Raw genomic sequence first — 17,139 nt, 5'->3', positions numbered from 1 at the left:
CCATGAACAGCTCTCGAAAACCCCGCCTGCTGGCCCTCGCCGGCAGCCTGCGCCAGAACTCCTGGAACCGCCACCTGGCCGCTGCCGCCGCACAAATGGCGCGGGATGCCGGCGCGGAGGTCGTGGAAGTGAATCTGCGGGACTACCCCCTGCCCCTGTTTGACGAAGACATCGAAGCCGTCGGCGTACCCGAGCCTGTCCGCCGCCTCAAGGATCTGTTCGCCAGCGTTGACGGCCTGTTGATTGCGAGCCCGGAGTACAACGGCTCGGTCACTGCTGCGCTGAAGAATCTGATTGACTGGGTTTCCCGCCCCGATGGCCAGTACGGCCGTGCGGAAGTGTTTCAGGGGCGCCGCGCCGCGCTGTTTGCCACCTCCCCGGGAGGTCTCGGCGGGATGCGCGGGCTCAATCACCTGCGGGATATCCTGCAGCCGCTGGGCACCTGGATTGCGCCTACCATGCTGGCAGTGCCGGCGTCCATGCACGTGTTTGATGACGAGGGGAATCTGGTGGACGAAGGTGCAAGGAACCAGCTGCGCACCCTGGTGGAGCAGACACTCGCTGCCATCGCAATCTGATGATTTCAACCTTCCTGTTCTTCGTAGCGTTTCCAGTAGCGCTGCATCTTCAGAAACAGGAAGGACGCGGTCCAGGTGATCAGCACCAGCCCCGTCAGCGCTTCGAGCCCGGCAGTGAAACGCAGTTCACCGTGGGGCTCGACGTCGCCAAAACCCAATGAGGTGTAGGTGGTAAAGGAGAAGTAGGCGCAATCGAGCAGGGTACCGTCAAAATTCCCGGTGAGTGTGCCGAAATGCGGCGAGTGGTACATGAAGTAGTATCCGAAGGCAAACATCCAGATTTCCGCGACATGTCCGATCAGAGCACCGAACACCCCCATCAACACCCCGAGGTTGCGCCGCAGTTTCAGTCTGTGGCCAAGCATGAACAGTCCGTTCAATACCTCGTGATGTATTACCACCGCAACGGCAACCAGCAGACTGTTGAGAAATAGCGTGAGCAGCATAACAGGAATCGCTTCAGCGTCGCCGCTGGAAAAAATCCTTTACCAACACACCGGCTTCTTCTCCCATAACGCCGCCCTCTACCTGAATTTTGTGGTTGAAGAATGTCTGCTCCGCCAGCTGCAGCTGGCTCACTACCACACCGGCGCGCGGTTCCGCGGCGCCGTATACCAGGCGCGCGATACGGGCGTGCACCAGGGTGCCAAAGCACATGGTGCAGGGTTCGATGGTGACGTACAGGGTAGCGCCCGGCAGGCGGTAATTACTCAGGCGACTCGCCGCAGCGCGCAGCGCAACCACTTCCGCGTGGGCGCTGGGATCTGACGCGGTGATCGGCTGATTAAAGCCCTCACCAATCACCTCCCCATCCAGCACTACCAGCGCCCCCACGGGCACTTCCCCGAGATCGGCAGCTCTGGCGGCAAGCGCCAGGGCCTGCTGCATAAACATATAATCACGCGGCGTTGCCAAGTTCAGGCTTCCTTCATCCAGGTTCGGTTTCTGAAAGGTTATTCAGCGGCAGGTTTCGCAAAGCACCGCAGCAAAAAATCCGCTTCCAGCCGCAGGGTGCCCTGCTGTTCGAGCGATTGCCGCGCGTCGGCTCTCCCCGTCCACGCAAACGGTGTCATCGCGAGGAAGTCCCGCACAGTCTCATTGCCCGCTATGGCCAGGGTAAATGTACATCGGGACTCTCGCAGCGCCGTCAGCCCGGAAACCGGTTTGGGCGCGCTGTGCTGCTGCGGAGTATCGTACAGATGCGATTTCAGGCTCCACAGATGATCGGGCCCCGGTGATACATCCAGCAGCACGCCGCCGGGCTTGAGTACCCGCACCAGCTCCTCCGCAGGCCCCGGGGCAAATACGCGCAACAGGGCATCGACACTGCCGTCCGCTACCGGCAGATGAAAACTGCTGGCCACCGCAAAATGCGCCTGGGGCTGCTTCTTTGCCGCCAGCCGTATTCCCGCCTTGGCGATATCCACACCGAAAATATTCCCGAAGGGCCAGCCACCCTCCGCCAGCATGCGAGTGTAATAGCCTTCACCGCAACCGAGATCCAGCAACACCGGGGCGCCACTCCCGGCAATGGGCAGGAGCTGCGCGCAAATGGCCTCCGCGAGGGGGAGATAGTAGCCCGCTTCGAGAAAGCGCCGCCGCGCACTCAGCATTTCCGCAGAATCGCCGGGTTCGCGACTGCGTTTCTGCTGCACCGGCAACAGGTTGACATACCCCTCTTTTGCGCGGTCAAAACTGTGGCCGTTACTGCAGCGCCAGTTTTGTTTTTCAAGACTCAATGGGTGATTGCAATGAGGACACTGCCAGATCATGCGTTCTCGATGATTTCCTGTGGTTTCGGCACGGCGGATTTATTGAGGATCATTTCCGCCGCTTTTTCCGCGATGGCAATCACCGGTGCATTGGTGTTGCCGCTGATGAGGGTCGGCATTATGGAGGCATCCACCACTCTCAGTCCATCCACGCCACGCACCCGCAGCTCCGCATCCACCACCGCATCATCGTCGTCGCCCATTTTGCACGTGCCGACAGGGTGGTAAATGGTCTCCGCGTTCTGACGGATAAAATTCGCAATTGCGTCTTTCTCACACAGTGTCTCCCCGGGAGACCACCAGCGTTTTTGCAGTGTTTTGAGTGCGGGCTGGTCGATAATGTCGCAGGCCATTTCAAATCCCTCGATCATCACCGTGAGATCTTCAGCGGCAGACAGGTAGTTGGGCTGGATCAGCGGCGGCGCCTTGGGATCGCGGGAGGCGAGCGCAATATACCCGCGGCTTTTGGGCCTCAGTGCGCAGGCGTGCAGGGTGTAACCATTACCGGGCTTTTTTTCCAGGCCGTGTCTGAACAGCGGCGCCGCGGTCAAATGAAACTGGATATCCGGGTGTTCATCGGCCAAGCTGGAGCTGGCGAAACCGCCGGCGTCCGCCACGTTGTTGGTGAGCATGCCCCGGTTCAACAGCAAATACTCCGGCAGACGCATGGCAGTGGCGAGCTTCGGGAAAAAGGCATCGTTAAACCCGACCCGGCGATCCGTTTCCACCACCAGAGAAATATCCAGGTGATCCTGGAGATTCTGACCGACTCCCGGCAGGTGGCACTGAGGCACGATGCCGAGTTTTTTCAGTTCGGTTTCCGGGCCTATGCCGGAGAGCATCAGCAGTTGTGGCGACTGTATGGCACCGGCGCACAGAATGATTTCCTTGTTGGCAACGATGCGTCGGCCATTCAACAGGTTCACCGCACTCACACGGCTGCCTTTGAATTCCAGACCCGCCACCTGTGCACTGGTACAGATACTCAGGTTGGGCCGGTTCTTTACCGGGTACAGATAAGCGGTAGCCGCAGAGCAGCGGCGACCAAATTTCTGTGTGACCTGATAGAAACCCACGCCATTTTGCTGATGACCATTGAAGTCGTGATTGGGTCTCAACCCCGCTTCGAGCGCGGCCTGTACAAAGGCGTGCCCGGCGGGCGATTTCCACTTGAGATCGGAAACTGCTAGCGGGCCGTAACCGCTGTGGTAGGCATCACTGCCGCGCTGGTTGCCTTCCGCCAGTAAAAAATAGGGCAGCATGCCAGACCAACCCCAGCCGGGATTACCGGCGCGCTCCCAGGCGTCGTAATCCCCGGGATTACCGCGGATATAGATCATGGCGTTGATGGCGCTGCTGCCACCCAATACCCGTCCGCGCGGCCAGAACAGGCGCCGGTTATCGAGGTTGATCTGGGGTTCGGTATGGAAATGCCGGTTAAAGCGCTTACCCGGCACCAGATAACCAATACCCGCCGGCATCTGGATCAGCAGGTTGTGGTCGGAGGGGCCCGCCTCCAACAGGCAGACGCGATTTTGCTCATCTTCACTGAGACGGTTGGCCAGCACGCAACCGGCAGAGCCCGCCCCTACAATGACATAGTCGTAGACCCGGCTTTTTCCCATACCCGCCTCCCATCTGCTGTTCTGATCGTTGTATTGGTATTAACCCGGCAGCAGGCTCCGGTCAATGATCAGAACAGTTTAGACAAGGCGGGAAACGTTAATTAACGCTCAGGTTGGCCGATGCCTCCAAAGTCACTTCGCGGCCCGCGCGCTTGCCGTCGGCACTCTTCGCGCGCAGGGAATGGATGGCCTGCGGTGCGACGCCGTCCTTCAGGGGCTGCCACTGTTCACCATCGAAGTATTCCAGCGCCAGGCCGGGATAGGGAAGCGCGGTTTTCAGCGCGCCCCCTTCCACCACCGCACCGGGCACCGGTATACGGTAGCCGACACCGGCGCGGTCCAGCTTCAGCAGCTCCTTGTTGCCGAGTGCCGCGGAGAATCCGGCCCAGTCACGGGCCAGTGCCTGTTTGTCCACAAAGGTAGTTTCCGCGGAAAACGTCTGCCCCTCCTTCAATGGCAGTTCCCAGCTCGCCTGGTGCCAGGCGCGCTCGGCCAGCGCCAGCAGGCGCGGGAACACCTGATACTCCACCGCGTCATCGGTGCGCACCACCTCACTCCACAACTGCCCCTGGATACCGCGTACGCTATCGGCGAATTCCGGTGCGGGCGACGTCGCTTCCCAACCGTGACCATCGCGGTTGGGATAGATTTCCGCCTGCTGCGCGGTATTCAACGGCGCGTAACTGAAAGTCTTGCGCACGTCGGTGTAACGGGAAGCCCAGTAGTAACCGCGCTCCGCCGGATCCACTTCCTGAGGCATGTCGAAATAGAGATAGTCGGAGTGAGACTGCACCAGGTCAAAACCGGTTTCGGCAAAGTGCGCGCTCTCGTCGCCACCGCCCCAGAAAAGCGGCGCCCAGGAATTCACGTAGTTGTGCTCGGTGGCCAGCTCCTCGCGGGCATTACCGATCTTCTTCACGCCATCGTTCCAGGCAGCCATGGTGGGAATACCCGCATCCGCCACCAGTTTGCTCACACGCTTGGCATAGAGCTCCCCCAGTTCGTCGAGAGCCTTGACTTCCCCACTGGCGATGAGCTTCTGGCACTGGGGTGAACGGCTCCAGGGTTTGTCGCGCATATCCGCACTGGTATCCCCTTTTTCCGGATCTTTGCCCGGCCCCACTTCAAAGCCGCCGGAAGCGAGAATGTTGATCGCCTCGTCACCTCCGAAATGCCAGCTTTGCAGCGGTACGCCCGCGCTGTCGTGCATGGCTTTCACTTCGCGAACCAGCTTGCCGACAAAGTGATAGGTAGAGTCCACACAGGGGTTGATATAGCTGTCGTTGTAGAACTGAACGGACAGGTACTTGGTGTCATCCGCCGGATCGATCAGTCGGTAGGCCTCCGCGGCGGCGAGGTCGGAATCTTTCAACTTGCGGTAACGCGCCTCCATGGCGATTACGGCGGAGCGGGCGTGGGCCGGCATGTCGAATTCCGGTACCACCTCAATATGCCGGTCTGCGGCATAGCGCAGGATTTCAACGTAGTCCTCCACGCTGTAGAAGCCGGAGCCGAAGTTGTCCGCCTTGGGACCAGACCCCAGCTGCGGCAGCAGGCACCTGTTTTCCTCCAGATCGAAACAGCGCTGGCTGCCAACGTCGGTAAGTTCCGGCAACCCGGGAATTTCCAGACGCCAACCCTCATCGTCAGAAAGATGGAAATGGAAGCGATTGAGTTTGTAGGCTGCCATCTGATCCAGCAGTTTCAATACCACCTGCTTGCTATGGAAATTACGGCCAACGTCCAGGAACATGCCGCGATGGGGGAAGCGCGGCGCATCTGTTACCTGCGCCTGAGGCAGGCTTTTGCTGTTCAGGTCCACCAATGCGATCAGGGATTGCACGCCGTAGAATGCACCATCGGTATCCGCGCCGGTTATCCGGGCGCCATCGGCACCCACACTCAGGCGGTATGCCCCCGAGGGCTTGCCGGCAAAGGCCGATTTGTCCACAACGACCTGCACCGGATAAGCGTCATCGCCCTTTGCGGAGAGGCCCAGCTGCGACAGGCGCTGCTCCAGCGCGCCGACACTGCCAGCCGTCAGGCCCGTTGCTTCTATTGCCACTCCCGCGCCCAGAACCACTGGCGCGCCATCGAGGATTTCACTGGAGAGTGGTTGTGGAATGATGCGACCGCGCCAGTCCTGCTCACTGACCTTTGCTATTTCGTCATCCGCGGTAAAGCGCTCGAAACGAGAGGAGGCAGAGGCCAGCACATTGGCGTCGTCCGCCGCCCGTTTCCAGTTGTTGGGGTCGTTCTTGTTGATGGGCAACACGATGCCACTGAGGTCATCGGTGTCCGTGGATTCAATCACCCGCGCTTCGCCATCGGCGCCCACCACAAACAAACGCGGCTGGAAGTCGGAGGCGAACTGCATCCAGCTCTCCGCCAGCATATCCAGCGGCAGCGTCTCGCCACTGGCAATACCGGCAAATTTCTCGGTAGGGATCAGGCGATGCAGGTCACCATTAACCCGCTCCAGGGTAAACGCGTCGCTATTCAGCAGCGCCAGCGAGCGGCGCACACTGTGAAAGTAGAGAACCCAGTCCCGCTCATCGGCGGCAATGGCTGGACCATTGTTGATCAGACTGACGCGGTAGGTGGAACAGGCGGCGCTGCTTCCCCCGGACTGCTTGCACAGCGCGCGCATCTCGTCGTCCATCCCCTGAAAATTGGTCAGCACCTCCTGAGTCACCGCGAAATTGGCGGCGATGCGTTCCGGTGCGGAAGCCGTCACTTCGGCATGGCTCGGCGTCGCAGCGGACTCGGGGTCAGAACAGGAGGCGATGACGGCCGACAGGGCCAGACAGGCAAAGAGGGGAAGCCGATTCATGGGTCTTCTCTTTTGTGAGTGGTGCTCTATTGATTTCTTATGCGCGGACGCGGTGAACGGGCACCGGTCAGCCGTCCACCATAGCGAAAAAGACAACGCTGTCAACAGGATCTGAACTCCCCAAAACGGAAGCGCCAAGCAGACTGGTTTCGCGCCAATAGTCACGTGACCACTGAACCACGGCAATTCCTAATGATCCAACGTCTCGTTCACTAGACAATGTTTTTATAAGGCGCGGATTCCATCGGACGTTTTGGTATTAAAAAACATTGGCGGAAACCTCCCCGCAGCCCCCGGAAACTCGGCGAAACTCTGTATGTCCAGTAATCACGGGGCATGCGGCAAAATGACCGCCATCCCGTGAAAATTCACAGCCAGGGTTGGCAAAATGGTGGAATTTGTGAGACAAAACGGCTCAGTAAGGGTGAGCCATAATAAATTCAGTGGTTGTTCAGCAACCAACTGAAGTAGACAAAACGCCCCGGGGTGGAAAAATGGAAACTCGCAGTTCTCGGTTTCGTTCCAACAAACGCCTGGCCCGCAGCCTGCCAGCCGCGTTCGGCATTTTGTTGCTCCCCATATCCACGACCCTGCTCGCCGAAGACACCATTTTCATTCCCGACTCCTCCAGCGCTCTCAACCTCCAGGCCGACAACGCCTTCTTCATCGACAGCGCCTTCGGCCTGGATAACACTGCGCTGTATGAATCCGCGGAAAACCTGCGCAACAATTCCATGGGCATGGTGCATCGTCGCCTGAACCATCAATGGCTGGAAGTGCACACCTACCCCGATCAGTCCGAAAACGTCACCGGTGGCCGCGCGATCAACGAAATCCTCAAGATGGGTTTCAAGACCTACATGGAACAGCACAAACGCGCCCGGCAACACCCGCTACTGCGCTACACCAACAGCCACGGCAGCCTGAACAGCGGAGTGGATTACGACTTCCGCCTGTCGGACGACAAATTCTCGATTTCTTTCGAGTATGAATTCTGACGCTGGCTTCCCGCGTCGCGCACGATAGAATCTCCACCAACTTCTACCGGCGGAGATTCCCGTGCCCGAAACTGTCAAATCCCCCACCCAGTTCAATCACCTTCCCCACGCCGGTGTTCTCCCCCGCCTGGTGGCACTGATTTATGATTTTCTTATCGTCGCGGGCCTGTGGATGGTATATGGCTTCCTCGCCATGCTGTTGACCGCCACTTTCGGCGGCCTGCATTGCCAACCCGAGCACATGGACTACACACCCTGTGTCGGTGGCCCGCTTTACCAGTTGGGACTGCTGCTGGTTACCGCGGGATACTTCTTCTGGTCCTGGCGCGCCGCCGGGCAAACCATCGGCATGCGCGCCTGGCGCCTGATGTTGGCGAACAATAACGGTATGCAGCTCAGCTGGTACCAGTGCGTTGTTCGCGCGCTGGTCGGCGCGATCTCACTGACCTGCCTGGGGCTGGGTTTTTTCTGGGGTTACCTGCGGGAGGACCGCGCAAGCTGGCACGACCTGGCGTCGGATTCAGAAGTGCGGCAATTGCCGAAGAAAAAGAAAGAGAAGAAGTTGTAATGCCCGCGCGGGCGCTCAACGCGCCCGTTTCAGCAACAGCCATCCGATAAGGAAGCTGGCAAGAATCGGCACCAGCACCGCGATAAACGGCGGAAATCCAAACACCACCGACGACGGCCCGAGCATGTCCTGCAGGGTCTGGAACACGATCCCCACAATCACACCAGTAAATACCCGCAGTCCCGTGGTTACTTCCCGTAACGGACCAAAGATAAACGAGATCGCCATCATCACCAGACCGGCGATGGTCAGTGGCTGCAGCACCTTTTTCCAAAACGCCAGCCAGTAGCGGGCCGACTCCTCCCCCTTGCGATCCAGAAACTTGCCATAGGACCAGAGATTGCGCGGGGACAGGTCCGACGGCAAGGGGACAACCAGCGAAAACAGATTCGGAGACATATCGGACGCCCAGACCATCTCCGCCTGCTGGCTGCTGTGGGCGCGCTCCGGTGTCAGACGGGTCTCGCGATTGTTTTGCAACTCCCAGTGCCCATCCCGGTAATGACCGCGTTCGGAAAACACCACCTGCTGCAGCTGGCGGTCTTCATCAAACCGGTAGCGGGTAATACCGAATAGAGTGCCGCCGGGCAGCGCCGCGTTGAAGTGCACAAACTCCCCGTTCTCATTAAACCAGAGCCCCTGCTCCAGTCCGGCATTCTCCAGTTCCCCGCGCGCGATGGCACGACGGCTCTCCGCGGTCTGGTTGGTAACCGGCACCACCAGTTCAGCCAGCACCAGGCCAAGCACAATCAACACCAGTACCGGCTTCATCACCGCCCAGGCGATGCGCGCGATGGAAACGCCCGCAGCGCGCATTACGGTAAGCTCGCTGGTGCCCGCCAGGGTACCAAGGCCCACCATACACCCCACCAGCGCTGAAAAACCGAGCTGGCTGTAGATACGCTCCGGCATGGTCCAGAACACATATTCCAGCAGGTTGGTGAACTGGTAGCCGCCACCGAGCTCGCCGAGCTGGTCGACAATGGCGGAGATCAGATCCAGACCGAGAATCACCAGCAATACAGCGAGAATCGCGAGGGTAACGGTGCGGGCGATATAAAGATCAAGCCGGGACATTGGATCCTCCATTGCCACGGCCTGCGCCACCGTGACCACCACCGGACCGAAGCCCCTTGCGCCGCCGGGGCTTGCGGTTGCGCCCCCCCAACAGCAGCAGCCCTAGAATCAGAAATGGCGGGTGTACCAGCCAGATGGCCCAGGCCTGTTCGATCTTGCCGTCTTCAATCGCGCCGCGCACCCCCTGCAGGGCCACCAGGTACACGATATACAGCAGCACAGCGGGGATCATTTTCGCGTAGCGACCCTGGCGGGGATTGGTGCGGCTCAGGGGCACCGCGAGAATGGCTACGACAAGTACCAGTACCGGCAGGCTGAAGCGCCAGTGTAAATTCACCCGCTCGCGGGGATCTTCACTCTTCCACAGTGCCGCCGTAGACATGGATTGCAACTGCTCACTGACCTTGGTGCGCAGGCGCGGTACTTCAAGCAACACTTCATAACTGGAAAATGCCATCTGCCGGTAGTCGCTCTGGCCAGGTACGCCCTCGTAGCGGTAACCATCGCGCAGAACGAGATAGCGCAGGCCCGTTTCCGGGTCTATCTGCTGCACCCCCTCCCGGGCCACGGTAACGATCTGGTGATCCGTCGCGGTCTCACCGCGGGAGTTTCCCAGCTCGGCGAGAAACACGTCGTGCATGGTGGATTTGTCGTCACTGAGGGAATCCGCGTAGTACACCGCGCGGTCGCCTTTCGTGCCGACGAATTTCTTCGGTACCAGGTGATCGAATTCGTTGCGGGTTTTGTCTGCGGTGAGCAGGTGGGAAGTGCGCTCAATGCCGGTGGGGGTCAGGTACAGGCTCATGGCGGCAACAAAGGCGGCCACCAGCAGTGCCGGCACCAGGGTATAGCGCAGCAACTGGCGTTCACTGAAACCGCAGGCGTGCAGTACCGTCATTTCGCTTTCAATATACAGACGCCCATAGGCGAGCAGGATACCGACGAAAAAGCCGAGAGGGATCACCAGTTCGAGAAACCCAGGCAGGCGAAACCCCATCAGGGCGAACAGGATGCCTGCGGAAAGATCCCCTGCCGCCGCCTCAGCCAGATATTTCACAAAACGGCCGCTCATTACCATCAGCAGCAGCACCGCGCTGACAGCCAGGGTTGCACCGAGCAGCTCGCGACAGAGGTAGCGGAAAATAATCACTGAACGACCAGCTTCCCTGATTGCACTTAATTGAAAGAACGGCGAAAAAGAAATCGAAAAACCGACGTTTGGACACTCGAATGACGGATAAGACACCCGATCAAGCAATCCGATCCTTCCCGGGTTAAACTTGCGGGGCGCATTATCACCAAAAACCCAGGCCATGTCTCGGCCTGGCAGGCCCCGACCCCACCGTGTTCCCGCGCGCTACGCCTTGAGGATTCTGGCCCCGAGCCACGAAATCCGCCAGTGCGACGGCAACGGACACGTTGTCCACCCGGTGGCTGCGGCTTCAAAGCACAGAGAACATCAAGGAAACTTTTCATGCAGTTTTTCGCCAAGGTCACCGACATCAGCAAACAGCGTAGCGCCTGCGTCATCATCGCCGTGGACCACAAAGACCAGCTCACGGAGAGCGGCAGTGCCCTCGACAAAGCGAGTAACGGCAGCCTCGGTAAACTGCTGAAACGCGGCGACCTCGGCAAGGCCGCTGGCAGCACACAGCTGGTATCCCTGCTGGACGGCGGTGCCGAGCGTGTGCTGCTGGTCCGCGCGGGCAAAGCCCCGGTGTCCCAGGCGGAGTTCCGCAAGCTTGCCACCGTGAGCGCCAAGGCAGCTGCCGCGTTCAAAGACGCCTCCAGCTACCTCACCGAGCTGTCCGTGCGCGATGCCGACATAGACTGGCAGGCGCAGCAACTGACCCTGGCCGCCGGCCTCGCCAGTTACAAATTCACCCGTTTCCACAGCGACACCAAACCCAATCCTCTCGCCAAATTCACCGTACATGCCGGTGACAAAAAGCAGCAGAAAGCCATTCAGAAGGGCGTCGACCTCGGCAGCGCCCAGGCCATCGGCAGCAACATCGCCCGCGAACTCGGCAACCTGCCCGGCAATCTGTGCACCCCCACCTACCTCGCCAATGAAGCGAAGGAGCTGGCGAAAAAGCATCCAAAGCTCACCACCACGGTGCTCGACAACAAAAAAATGGAATCCCTCGGCATGGGCGCCTTCATGAGCGTCGCCAAGGGCAGCGACGAGCCGGCGGCGATGATCGCCATGCAGTACAAGGGTGGGAAGACCAATGACAAGCCCATCGTACTCGTGGGCAAGGGCATCACCTTCGACACCGGCGGCATCAGCCTCAAGCCGGGCCTGCAGATGGACGAGATGAAGTTCGACATGTGCGGCGCTGCCAGTGTATTCGGCGTGATGAATGCGCTGGTGGAAATGCAGGCACCGGTAAACGTGGTGGGTGTGGTCGCCGCCGCGGAAAATATGCCCAGTGGCCGCGCCAGCAAGCCCGGTGACATAGTCACTTCCATGAGTGGCAAAACCATCGAAATTCTCAATACCGATGCTGAGGGACGCCTGGTGCTCTGCGATGCTCTGACCTGGGTAGCCAAGTTCAAGCCGAGCGTCGTGATCGACATCGCCACTCTCACCGGCGCCTGCGTGATCGCCCTCGGCCACCACGCCACCGGCCTCTACGCCAACCAGGATCAGCTGGCCAACGACCTGATCGCCGCCGGCGAAACCACCGGCGACCGCGCCTGGCGCATGCCGCTGTGGGATGAGTATCAGCCGATGCTGAATTCCAATTTTGCCGATCTGCAGAATATCGGCGGTCGCGAAGCGGGCTCCGTCACCGCCGCCTGCTTCCTCGCCCGCTTTGCCGAGGAATACAACTGGGCACACCTGGACATCGCCGGCAGCGCCTGGACTTCCGGCGCCGCCAAAGGCGCGACCGGCCGCCCGGTACCGCTGTTGCTTCAGTACATTCTGAACAATAAGTAATCCGATAAATATCGATTGCTACGTAGTCATTAACTCGATGCGAAGGTGGAGGTGGCGGGGACGATTTGCGGGACCGTACGCGGCCTGGATGGCCGCGTCCGAGCCCCCATGGATGGGTTAAGGGGGGGCGCCTAGCCCGTGTCTCGTAAATCGTCCCCGCCACCTCCGCCGCCACAGTCACAGCTACGAAGCACGAAACAATGCCCACGAAACAATGCCGGTGGCGGCGCCGCTACCGGGAACAGTCTTGCGAGACTCGCCGTGAACCCATCCATGGGGGCTCTTCCGCGAGGTCCCTCTCGCGGAAGGTCTCGCAAGACTGTTCCCGGTATCGCCGCCTTCTCGATTAGTCCGCTACTTCGAACAAAAGCATGACCCGAATAGATTTCTACGTCCTGGCCTCTGAGAATCCCGATGAGATCCAGATATTCGCCTGCCGACTTGCGGAAAAAGCCTTCCGCAACGGACTGCATGTGCTGATCGCCGTGGATAACGCGGAGCAGGCACAACAACTGGACGAACTGCTGTGGACCTACCGGGAAGACAGCTTCCTGCCCCACGCACAACAGAACAAAGACCAGCAGGCCGCCATTGAGATCAACAGCGGCGAAGATCCCGGCCAGCACCACGGCCTCCTCATCAACCTCTGCAGCGACATCCCCGCCTGGTTCAGCCGCTTCGAGCGCCTCGCCGAAATCGTCTGCCAGCACCCCGACTCCCTCGCCCGCTCCAGAACGCGATACAGTCACTTCCGCGACAGGGGATATCCGCTACAATCCCACAACATCACCAACTGATCACAACCGAACCCACATCCATGTCCGGTCGCAAAAAGAACAGAAGACACCAGCACGGCCAACCGCCCCATGAACTCCTCCGGGAACTCAACTCCCTGCGGGAACTGCTGGGCAACGACATGGACGCCGACATCCCCCTGCTGGATCAGGTGGCCGAGTCTTCCAGTGATCAGAAAGCAAACAACGCGCAACCACACCGCTCATCGCAGCGCGCTCCCAATCACTCGTCGAACTACGCCCCGAGGCCCCCCCAGCGACCGCTGACGGAAGTAGACCTGCCCATCCTGTTTTCTCCCGTTGACGAAGAACCCGTGGACGATTTCGACGAGTATGTGCCGGAACTGAGTGAGGCCGACCGCGAATTGCTGCGCCCGTTACAGGATCTGCCGCGCCCGCCGGCTGTGGAGCCCACTCCGGCCATTGGTGCCTCCCAACCAAGTACTCCGGTGGATGCCCATCGCTCCGAGTCACCCCGTGGTGAATACCAGCCGGAGCTGTTCGAGCCGGAATCCGAAACCCTGCCGGCACCAGCCGTGCCGCGGAAGACGGCGGCAACGAACCCCGCGCCCCCGCCAACCGTGCAGCTCCAGGCAAACCTAACGACCGGCAAAACGCCCATGACGGACAACCCCTTCCTGCCGCCCCACATTCGCGCGCGACTGACTGGCGGCAAGATCCCGCGTCCGGAGCCAACGCCCCCGCAGGTGCCGATAGCCAGCCCGGTTACTCAGGCCAGACCTGAGGCGGCACAGGCCAATAGCCACAGACTCTCCGAAGCAGAGCGCGAACAACTGCTTGAGCAATTGGTGGCGGAGCAACTGCCAGAACTGGAACGGCAACTGCGCCGCGGTATCACCCTGGTGCTGGACGAACTCTACCCCGGGAAAACCTGACTTCAGCAGACTTCCCAGTCGGCCGGCCTTTTGCCCCCATCGGCCCCGGCGGTATAATCCCGCCCTTTTATTTATTCACCCATTTTCATGGCCCCCGGCGATTTCGAGCAGGCGGCCAGCCCTACAACGCAAGGCACTCCCCCGCGCATGGACAAGACATACCAGCCCAACGCCATCGAACAGCAGTGGTACAAAACCTGGGAAGAAAACGGCTACTTCAAGCCCTCGGGCGACACCGAAGCCGATCCCTACTGCATCATGATCCCGCCGCCCAATGTCACCGGCAGCCTGCACATGGGCCACGGTTTTCAGGAGTCCATCATGGACGCCCTGATCCGCTACCACCGCATGAAGGGCGACAACACCCTGTGGCAAGTGGGCACCGACCACGCCGGTATCGCCACCCAGATGGTGGTGGAGCGCCTGCTGAGCGCCGAAGGTAAATCCCGTCACGAGCTGGGGCGCGACAAGTTCATCGAGAAAGTGTGGGAGTGGAAGGAAGAGTCCGGCGGCAACATCACCCGTCAGCTGCGTCGTCTCGGCGCCAGCCCGGACTGGTCCCGCGAACGTTTCACCATGGACGACGGTTTCTACAAGGCGGTACAGGAAGTCTTTATCCGCCTGTATGAAGACGACCTGATCTACCGCGGCAAGCGCCTGGTGAACTGGGACCCGAAACTGCACACCGCGATTTCCGACCTGGAAGTGCTGAACGAGGAAGAACAGGGGCATCTGTGGCACTTCCGCTACCCGCTGTCCGACGGCAGTGGTCACCTCGTCGTCGCCACCACCCGCCCCGAAACCATGCTCGGCGATACTGCGGTGGCGGTACATCCGGAAGACGAGCGCTACAAGCATTTGATCGGCAAGACCATCACGCTGCCGCTGGCGGACCGCGAAATCCCGATCATCGGCGATGACTATGTCGACCGCGAGTTTGGCACCGGCTGTGTGAAGATCACCCCGGCCCACGATTTCAACGACTACGATATGGGGCAGCGCCACAGCCTCGAGATGATCAACATCCTCGACGCCGACGCCAACCTGAACGACAACGTGCCGGAAAAATACCGCGGTATGGAGCGCTTTGCCGCGCGCAAACAGATTGTCGACGACCTCGATGATCTCGGCCTGCTGGAAAAGATCGACCCGCACACCCTGAAGGTCCCCCGCGGCGACCGTTCCGGGGTTGTCATTGAGCCGTGGCTCACGGATCAGTGGTACGTAAAAACCCAACCGCTGGCGGAAGAAGCCATCAAGGTGGTGGAAGACGGCCGTGTCAATTTCGTGCCGAAGAACTACGAGAACATGTACTTCTCTTGGATGCGCGACATTCAGGACTGGTGTATTTCCCGCCAGTTGTGGTGGGGCCACCGCATCCCGGCCTGGTACGACAACGATGGCAAGGTCTACGTCGGCCGCAGCGAGGAAGAGGTGCGCGCGAAACACAACCTGGGCGATATCGAACTGCGCCAGGACGACGACGTGCTCGACACCTGGTTCTCCTCCGGCCTGTGGACCTTTGGCACCCTGGGCTGGCCGGAGGAAACCCCGGAGCTGGCGGCATTCCACCCGACGTCCGTCCTCGTAACCGGCTTCGACATCATCTTCTTCTGGGTCGCGCGCATGATGATGCTGACCCTGTACTTCAAGAAGGAAGTGCCCTTCCATACCGTGTATGTACACGGCCTGGTGCGCGACAGCCACGGCCAGAAGATGTCCAAGTCCAAGGGCAACGTGCTCGACCCCATTGACCTGATCGACGGTATCGACCTGGAAAGTCTGGTGCAGAAGCGCACCTCCGGCATGATGGTGCCGCACCTGCGGGAGAAGATCGAAAAGCAGACCCGCAAGGAATTCCCGGAAGGCCTCGCCGCCTACGGTACCGATGCGCTGCGTTACACCTACTACTCGCTGGCCTCTACCGGCCGCGACATCAAGTTCGATGTGGGCCGTATCGAGGGTTTCCGCAACTTCTGCAACAAAATCTGGAACGCGTCCCGCTATGTGCTGCAGAACTGTGAGGGCCACGACTGCGGCCAGGACGGCAGCGATGATTTCGAACTTTCGATTGCCGATCGCTGGATCATTTCCCAGCTGCAACGCACCGAAATCGCGGTGAAAGACGCCATCGAAACCTATCGCTTCGACCTCGCGTCCCAGGCACTGTACGACTTCGTGTGGAGTGAGTACTGCAGCTGGTATCTGGAACTGTCCAAGCCGGTACTGTGGGACGACAACGCTTCCGCCGCGGTAAAGAAAGGTACCCGCCGCACCCTGATCCGCGTATTGGAAACCACGCTGCGCCTGGCGCACCCGCTGATGCCATTCATCACCGAGGAAATCTGGCAACGGGTGAAAAATCTCGCCGGCGCGGCCGGCGACACCATCATGCTGCAGAAGTATCCGGTTGCAAACGAGCACCGCATCGACGAAAACGCAGAGGCCGCGATTGCCTGGTTAAAAGGTGTGATCGAAGGTGTGCGCAATATCCGCGGTGAGATGAACATCTCCCCGGCGAAAAATATTCCGCTGATTCTGCGCAATGTTTCCGCGGCAGATCAGAAATTGCTGGAGCAGACCCGCACGCTGCTGACCAAACTGGCAAAACTCGAGTCCATCGAGATGCTGCCAGTTGGTGCCGAAGCACCTGCCTCCTCTACCGCACTGGTCGGCGAGCTGGAGCTGCTGGTACCTATGGCCGGACTGATCGACGTGGCGGCAGAAAGCGCGCGCGTGCAAAAAGAAATCGACCGTCTGAACAAGGAACTGGCGGCGGTTTCCGGAAAACTGCGTAACCCCAACTTTGTCGACAAGGCACCGGAAGAGGTGGTGAACAAGGAACGGGCGCGCATGGCGGACCTGGAAATTGCGCTCAGCCGTTTTGAGCAGCAGTTGGAATCGCTTAAGCACCTCTGAGTTCGACTTGACGCGGATTCAAAATGTACTCAGAGCCTTCCGCGAAGGTGCTGATACCGGGTGCGGCCTCGCGAGACCTTCTAAAACAGGGATGTTTTAGAAGAGCCCCCAGGGATGGGTTCACGGCGTGTCTCG

14 protein-coding genes are annotated in these 17,139 nt (G+C 59.9%); 7 read left to right on the top strand and 7 right to left on the bottom strand.

From position 1 onward, the window contains the following. The first annotated feature begins 2 nt into the window (after positions 1-2). The gene (locus C3938_RS12790) at positions 3-578 is read left to right on the top strand and encodes an NADPH-dependent FMN reductase (protein ID WP_105103676.1); all 576 of its coding nucleotides are present in this window, start codon (positions 3-5) and stop codon (positions 576-578) included. A 5-nt stretch (positions 579-583) separates the two neighbouring features. Here C3938_RS12790 and C3938_RS12785 read toward each other — a convergent pair whose 3' ends face one another. From C3938_RS12785 to C3938_RS12765, 5 genes are all read right to left on the bottom strand, one after another. Then, a complete protein-coding gene (locus C3938_RS12785) occupies positions 584-1,024 on the bottom strand; it encodes a potassium channel family protein (protein WP_105103675.1) in 441 nt (146 codons plus the stop codon). Positions 1,025-1,037: 13 nt separating this feature from the next. Then, complete coding sequence (tadA, locus tag C3938_RS12780) at positions 1,038-1,472, bottom strand: tRNA adenosine(34) deaminase TadA (RefSeq protein ID WP_105103674.1); 435 nt, start codon at positions 1,470-1,472, stop codon at positions 1,038-1,040. Positions 1,473-1,531: 59 nt separating this feature from the next. After that, positions 1,532-2,350: a 23S rRNA (guanine(745)-N(1))-methyltransferase gene (gene rlmA, locus C3938_RS12775; RefSeq protein WP_105103673.1), complete on the bottom strand. Its 819-nt coding sequence runs from the start codon at positions 2,348-2,350 to the stop codon at positions 1,532-1,534. Further along, positions 2,347-3,975 (bottom strand): GMC family oxidoreductase, encoded by a 1,629-nt coding sequence (locus C3938_RS12770; RefSeq protein WP_105103672.1) that lies wholly within the window; start codon positions 3,973-3,975, stop codon positions 2,347-2,349. The genes rlmA and C3938_RS12770 overlap by 4 nt, the downstream gene beginning before the upstream one ends. Positions 3,976-4,072: 97 nt before the next feature. Continuing rightward, positions 4,073-6,808 (bottom strand): family 20 glycosylhydrolase, encoded by a 2,736-nt coding sequence (locus C3938_RS12765; protein WP_105103671.1) that lies wholly within the window; start codon positions 6,806-6,808, stop codon positions 4,073-4,075. Between the two features lie 494 nt (positions 6,809-7,302). Here C3938_RS12765 and C3938_RS12760 point away from each other — a divergent pair, with 494 nt between their 5' ends. Next, positions 7,303-7,806, top strand: a complete 504-nt coding sequence (locus C3938_RS12760) for a hypothetical protein (RefSeq protein ID WP_233998875.1) — start codon at positions 7,303-7,305, stop codon at positions 7,804-7,806. A gap of 61 nt (positions 7,807-7,867) precedes the next feature. Further along, positions 7,868-8,374: an RDD family protein gene (locus tag C3938_RS12755; RefSeq protein WP_105103670.1), complete on the top strand. Its 507-nt coding sequence runs from the start codon at positions 7,868-7,870 to the stop codon at positions 8,372-8,374. A 15-nt stretch (positions 8,375-8,389) separates the two neighbouring features. On the opposite strand, the gene lptG is transcribed toward C3938_RS12755, so the two are convergent. Together lptG and lptF are read right to left on the bottom strand one after the other, a co-directional pair. Continuing rightward, positions 8,390-9,451 carry an LPS export ABC transporter permease LptG gene (lptG, locus tag C3938_RS12750; protein WP_105103669.1) on the bottom strand — a complete coding sequence of 354 codons (1,062 nt, stop codon included), beginning with the start codon at positions 9,449-9,451 and terminating at the stop codon, positions 8,390-8,392. Beyond that, complete coding sequence (gene lptF, locus C3938_RS12745; protein ID WP_105103668.1) at positions 9,438-10,601, bottom strand: LPS export ABC transporter permease LptF; 1,164 nt, start codon at positions 10,599-10,601, stop codon at positions 9,438-9,440. Before lptF ends, lptG begins: the two co-directional genes overlap by 14 nt. 324 nt (positions 10,602-10,925) lie before the next feature. Between lptF and C3938_RS12740 the strand changes: the two genes are divergently transcribed. The 4 genes from C3938_RS12740 to C3938_RS12725 all read left to right on the top strand — a co-directional run bounded on the left by C3938_RS12740 (position 10,926) and on the right by C3938_RS12725 (position 17,004). Next, on the top strand, positions 10,926-12,395 hold the full coding sequence (locus C3938_RS12740; protein ID WP_105103667.1) for a leucyl aminopeptidase: 1,470 nt from the start codon (positions 10,926-10,928) through the stop codon (positions 12,393-12,395). Positions 12,396-12,766: 371 nt separating this feature from the next. After that, positions 12,767-13,192, top strand: coding sequence for a DNA polymerase III subunit chi (locus tag C3938_RS12735; RefSeq protein WP_105103666.1), 426 nt, complete (start codon positions 12,767-12,769; stop codon positions 13,190-13,192). 20 nt (positions 13,193-13,212) lie between these two features. After that, positions 13,213-14,085: a hypothetical protein gene (locus C3938_RS12730; RefSeq protein WP_105103665.1), complete on the top strand. Its 873-nt coding sequence runs from the start codon at positions 13,213-13,215 to the stop codon at positions 14,083-14,085. 147 nt (positions 14,086-14,232) lie between these two features. Beyond that, positions 14,233-17,004 carry a valine--tRNA ligase gene (locus C3938_RS12725; RefSeq protein ID WP_105104505.1) on the top strand — a complete coding sequence of 924 codons (2,772 nt, stop codon included), beginning with the start codon at positions 14,233-14,235 and terminating at the stop codon, positions 17,002-17,004. Positions 17,005-17,139: the final 135 nt, after the last annotated feature.

The organism is Microbulbifer pacificus (genome assembly GCF_002959965.1).
Lineage (GTDB): Bacteria > Pseudomonadota > Gammaproteobacteria > Pseudomonadales > Cellvibrionaceae > Microbulbifer > Microbulbifer pacificus_A.
This window is presented reverse-complemented; position numbering and strand designations above follow the sequence as displayed.

Bases quoted from the DNA above. Each gene is read 5' to 3' on its own strand.
- C3938_RS12790 (WP_105103676.1), top strand. From the start codon at position 3: ATGAACAGCTCTCGAAAACCCCGCCTGCTGGCCCTCGCCGGCAGCCTG.
- C3938_RS12785 (WP_105103675.1), bottom strand. From the start codon at position 1,024: ATGCTGCTCACGCTATTTCTCAACAGTCTGCTGGTTGCCGTTGCGGTG.
- tadA (WP_105103674.1), bottom strand. From the start codon at position 1,472: ATGTTTATGCAGCAGGCCCTGGCGCTTGCCGCCAGAGCTGCCGATCTC.
- rlmA (WP_105103673.1), bottom strand. From the start codon at position 2,350: ATGATCTGGCAGTGTCCTCATTGCAATCACCCATTGAGTCTTGAAAAA.
- C3938_RS12770 (WP_105103672.1), bottom strand. From the start codon at position 3,975: ATGGGAAAAAGCCGGGTCTACGACTATGTCATTGTAGGGGCGGGCTCT.
- C3938_RS12765 (WP_105103671.1), bottom strand. From the start codon at position 6,808: ATGAATCGGCTTCCCCTCTTTGCCTGTCTGGCCCTGTCGGCCGTCATC.
- C3938_RS12760 (WP_233998875.1), top strand. From the start codon at position 7,303: ATGGAAACTCGCAGTTCTCGGTTTCGTTCCAACAAACGCCTGGCCCGC.
- lptG (WP_105103669.1), bottom strand. From the start codon at position 9,451: ATGTCCCGGCTTGATCTTTATATCGCCCGCACCGTTACCCTCGCGATT.
- C3938_RS12740 (WP_105103667.1), top strand. From the start codon at position 10,926: ATGCAGTTTTTCGCCAAGGTCACCGACATCAGCAAACAGCGTAGCGCC.
- C3938_RS12735 (WP_105103666.1), top strand. From the start codon at position 12,767: ATGACCCGAATAGATTTCTACGTCCTGGCCTCTGAGAATCCCGATGAG.
- C3938_RS12730 (WP_105103665.1), top strand. From the start codon at position 13,213: ATGTCCGGTCGCAAAAAGAACAGAAGACACCAGCACGGCCAACCGCCC.
- C3938_RS12725 (WP_105104505.1), top strand. From the start codon at position 14,233: ATGGACAAGACATACCAGCCCAACGCCATCGAACAGCAGTGGTACAAA.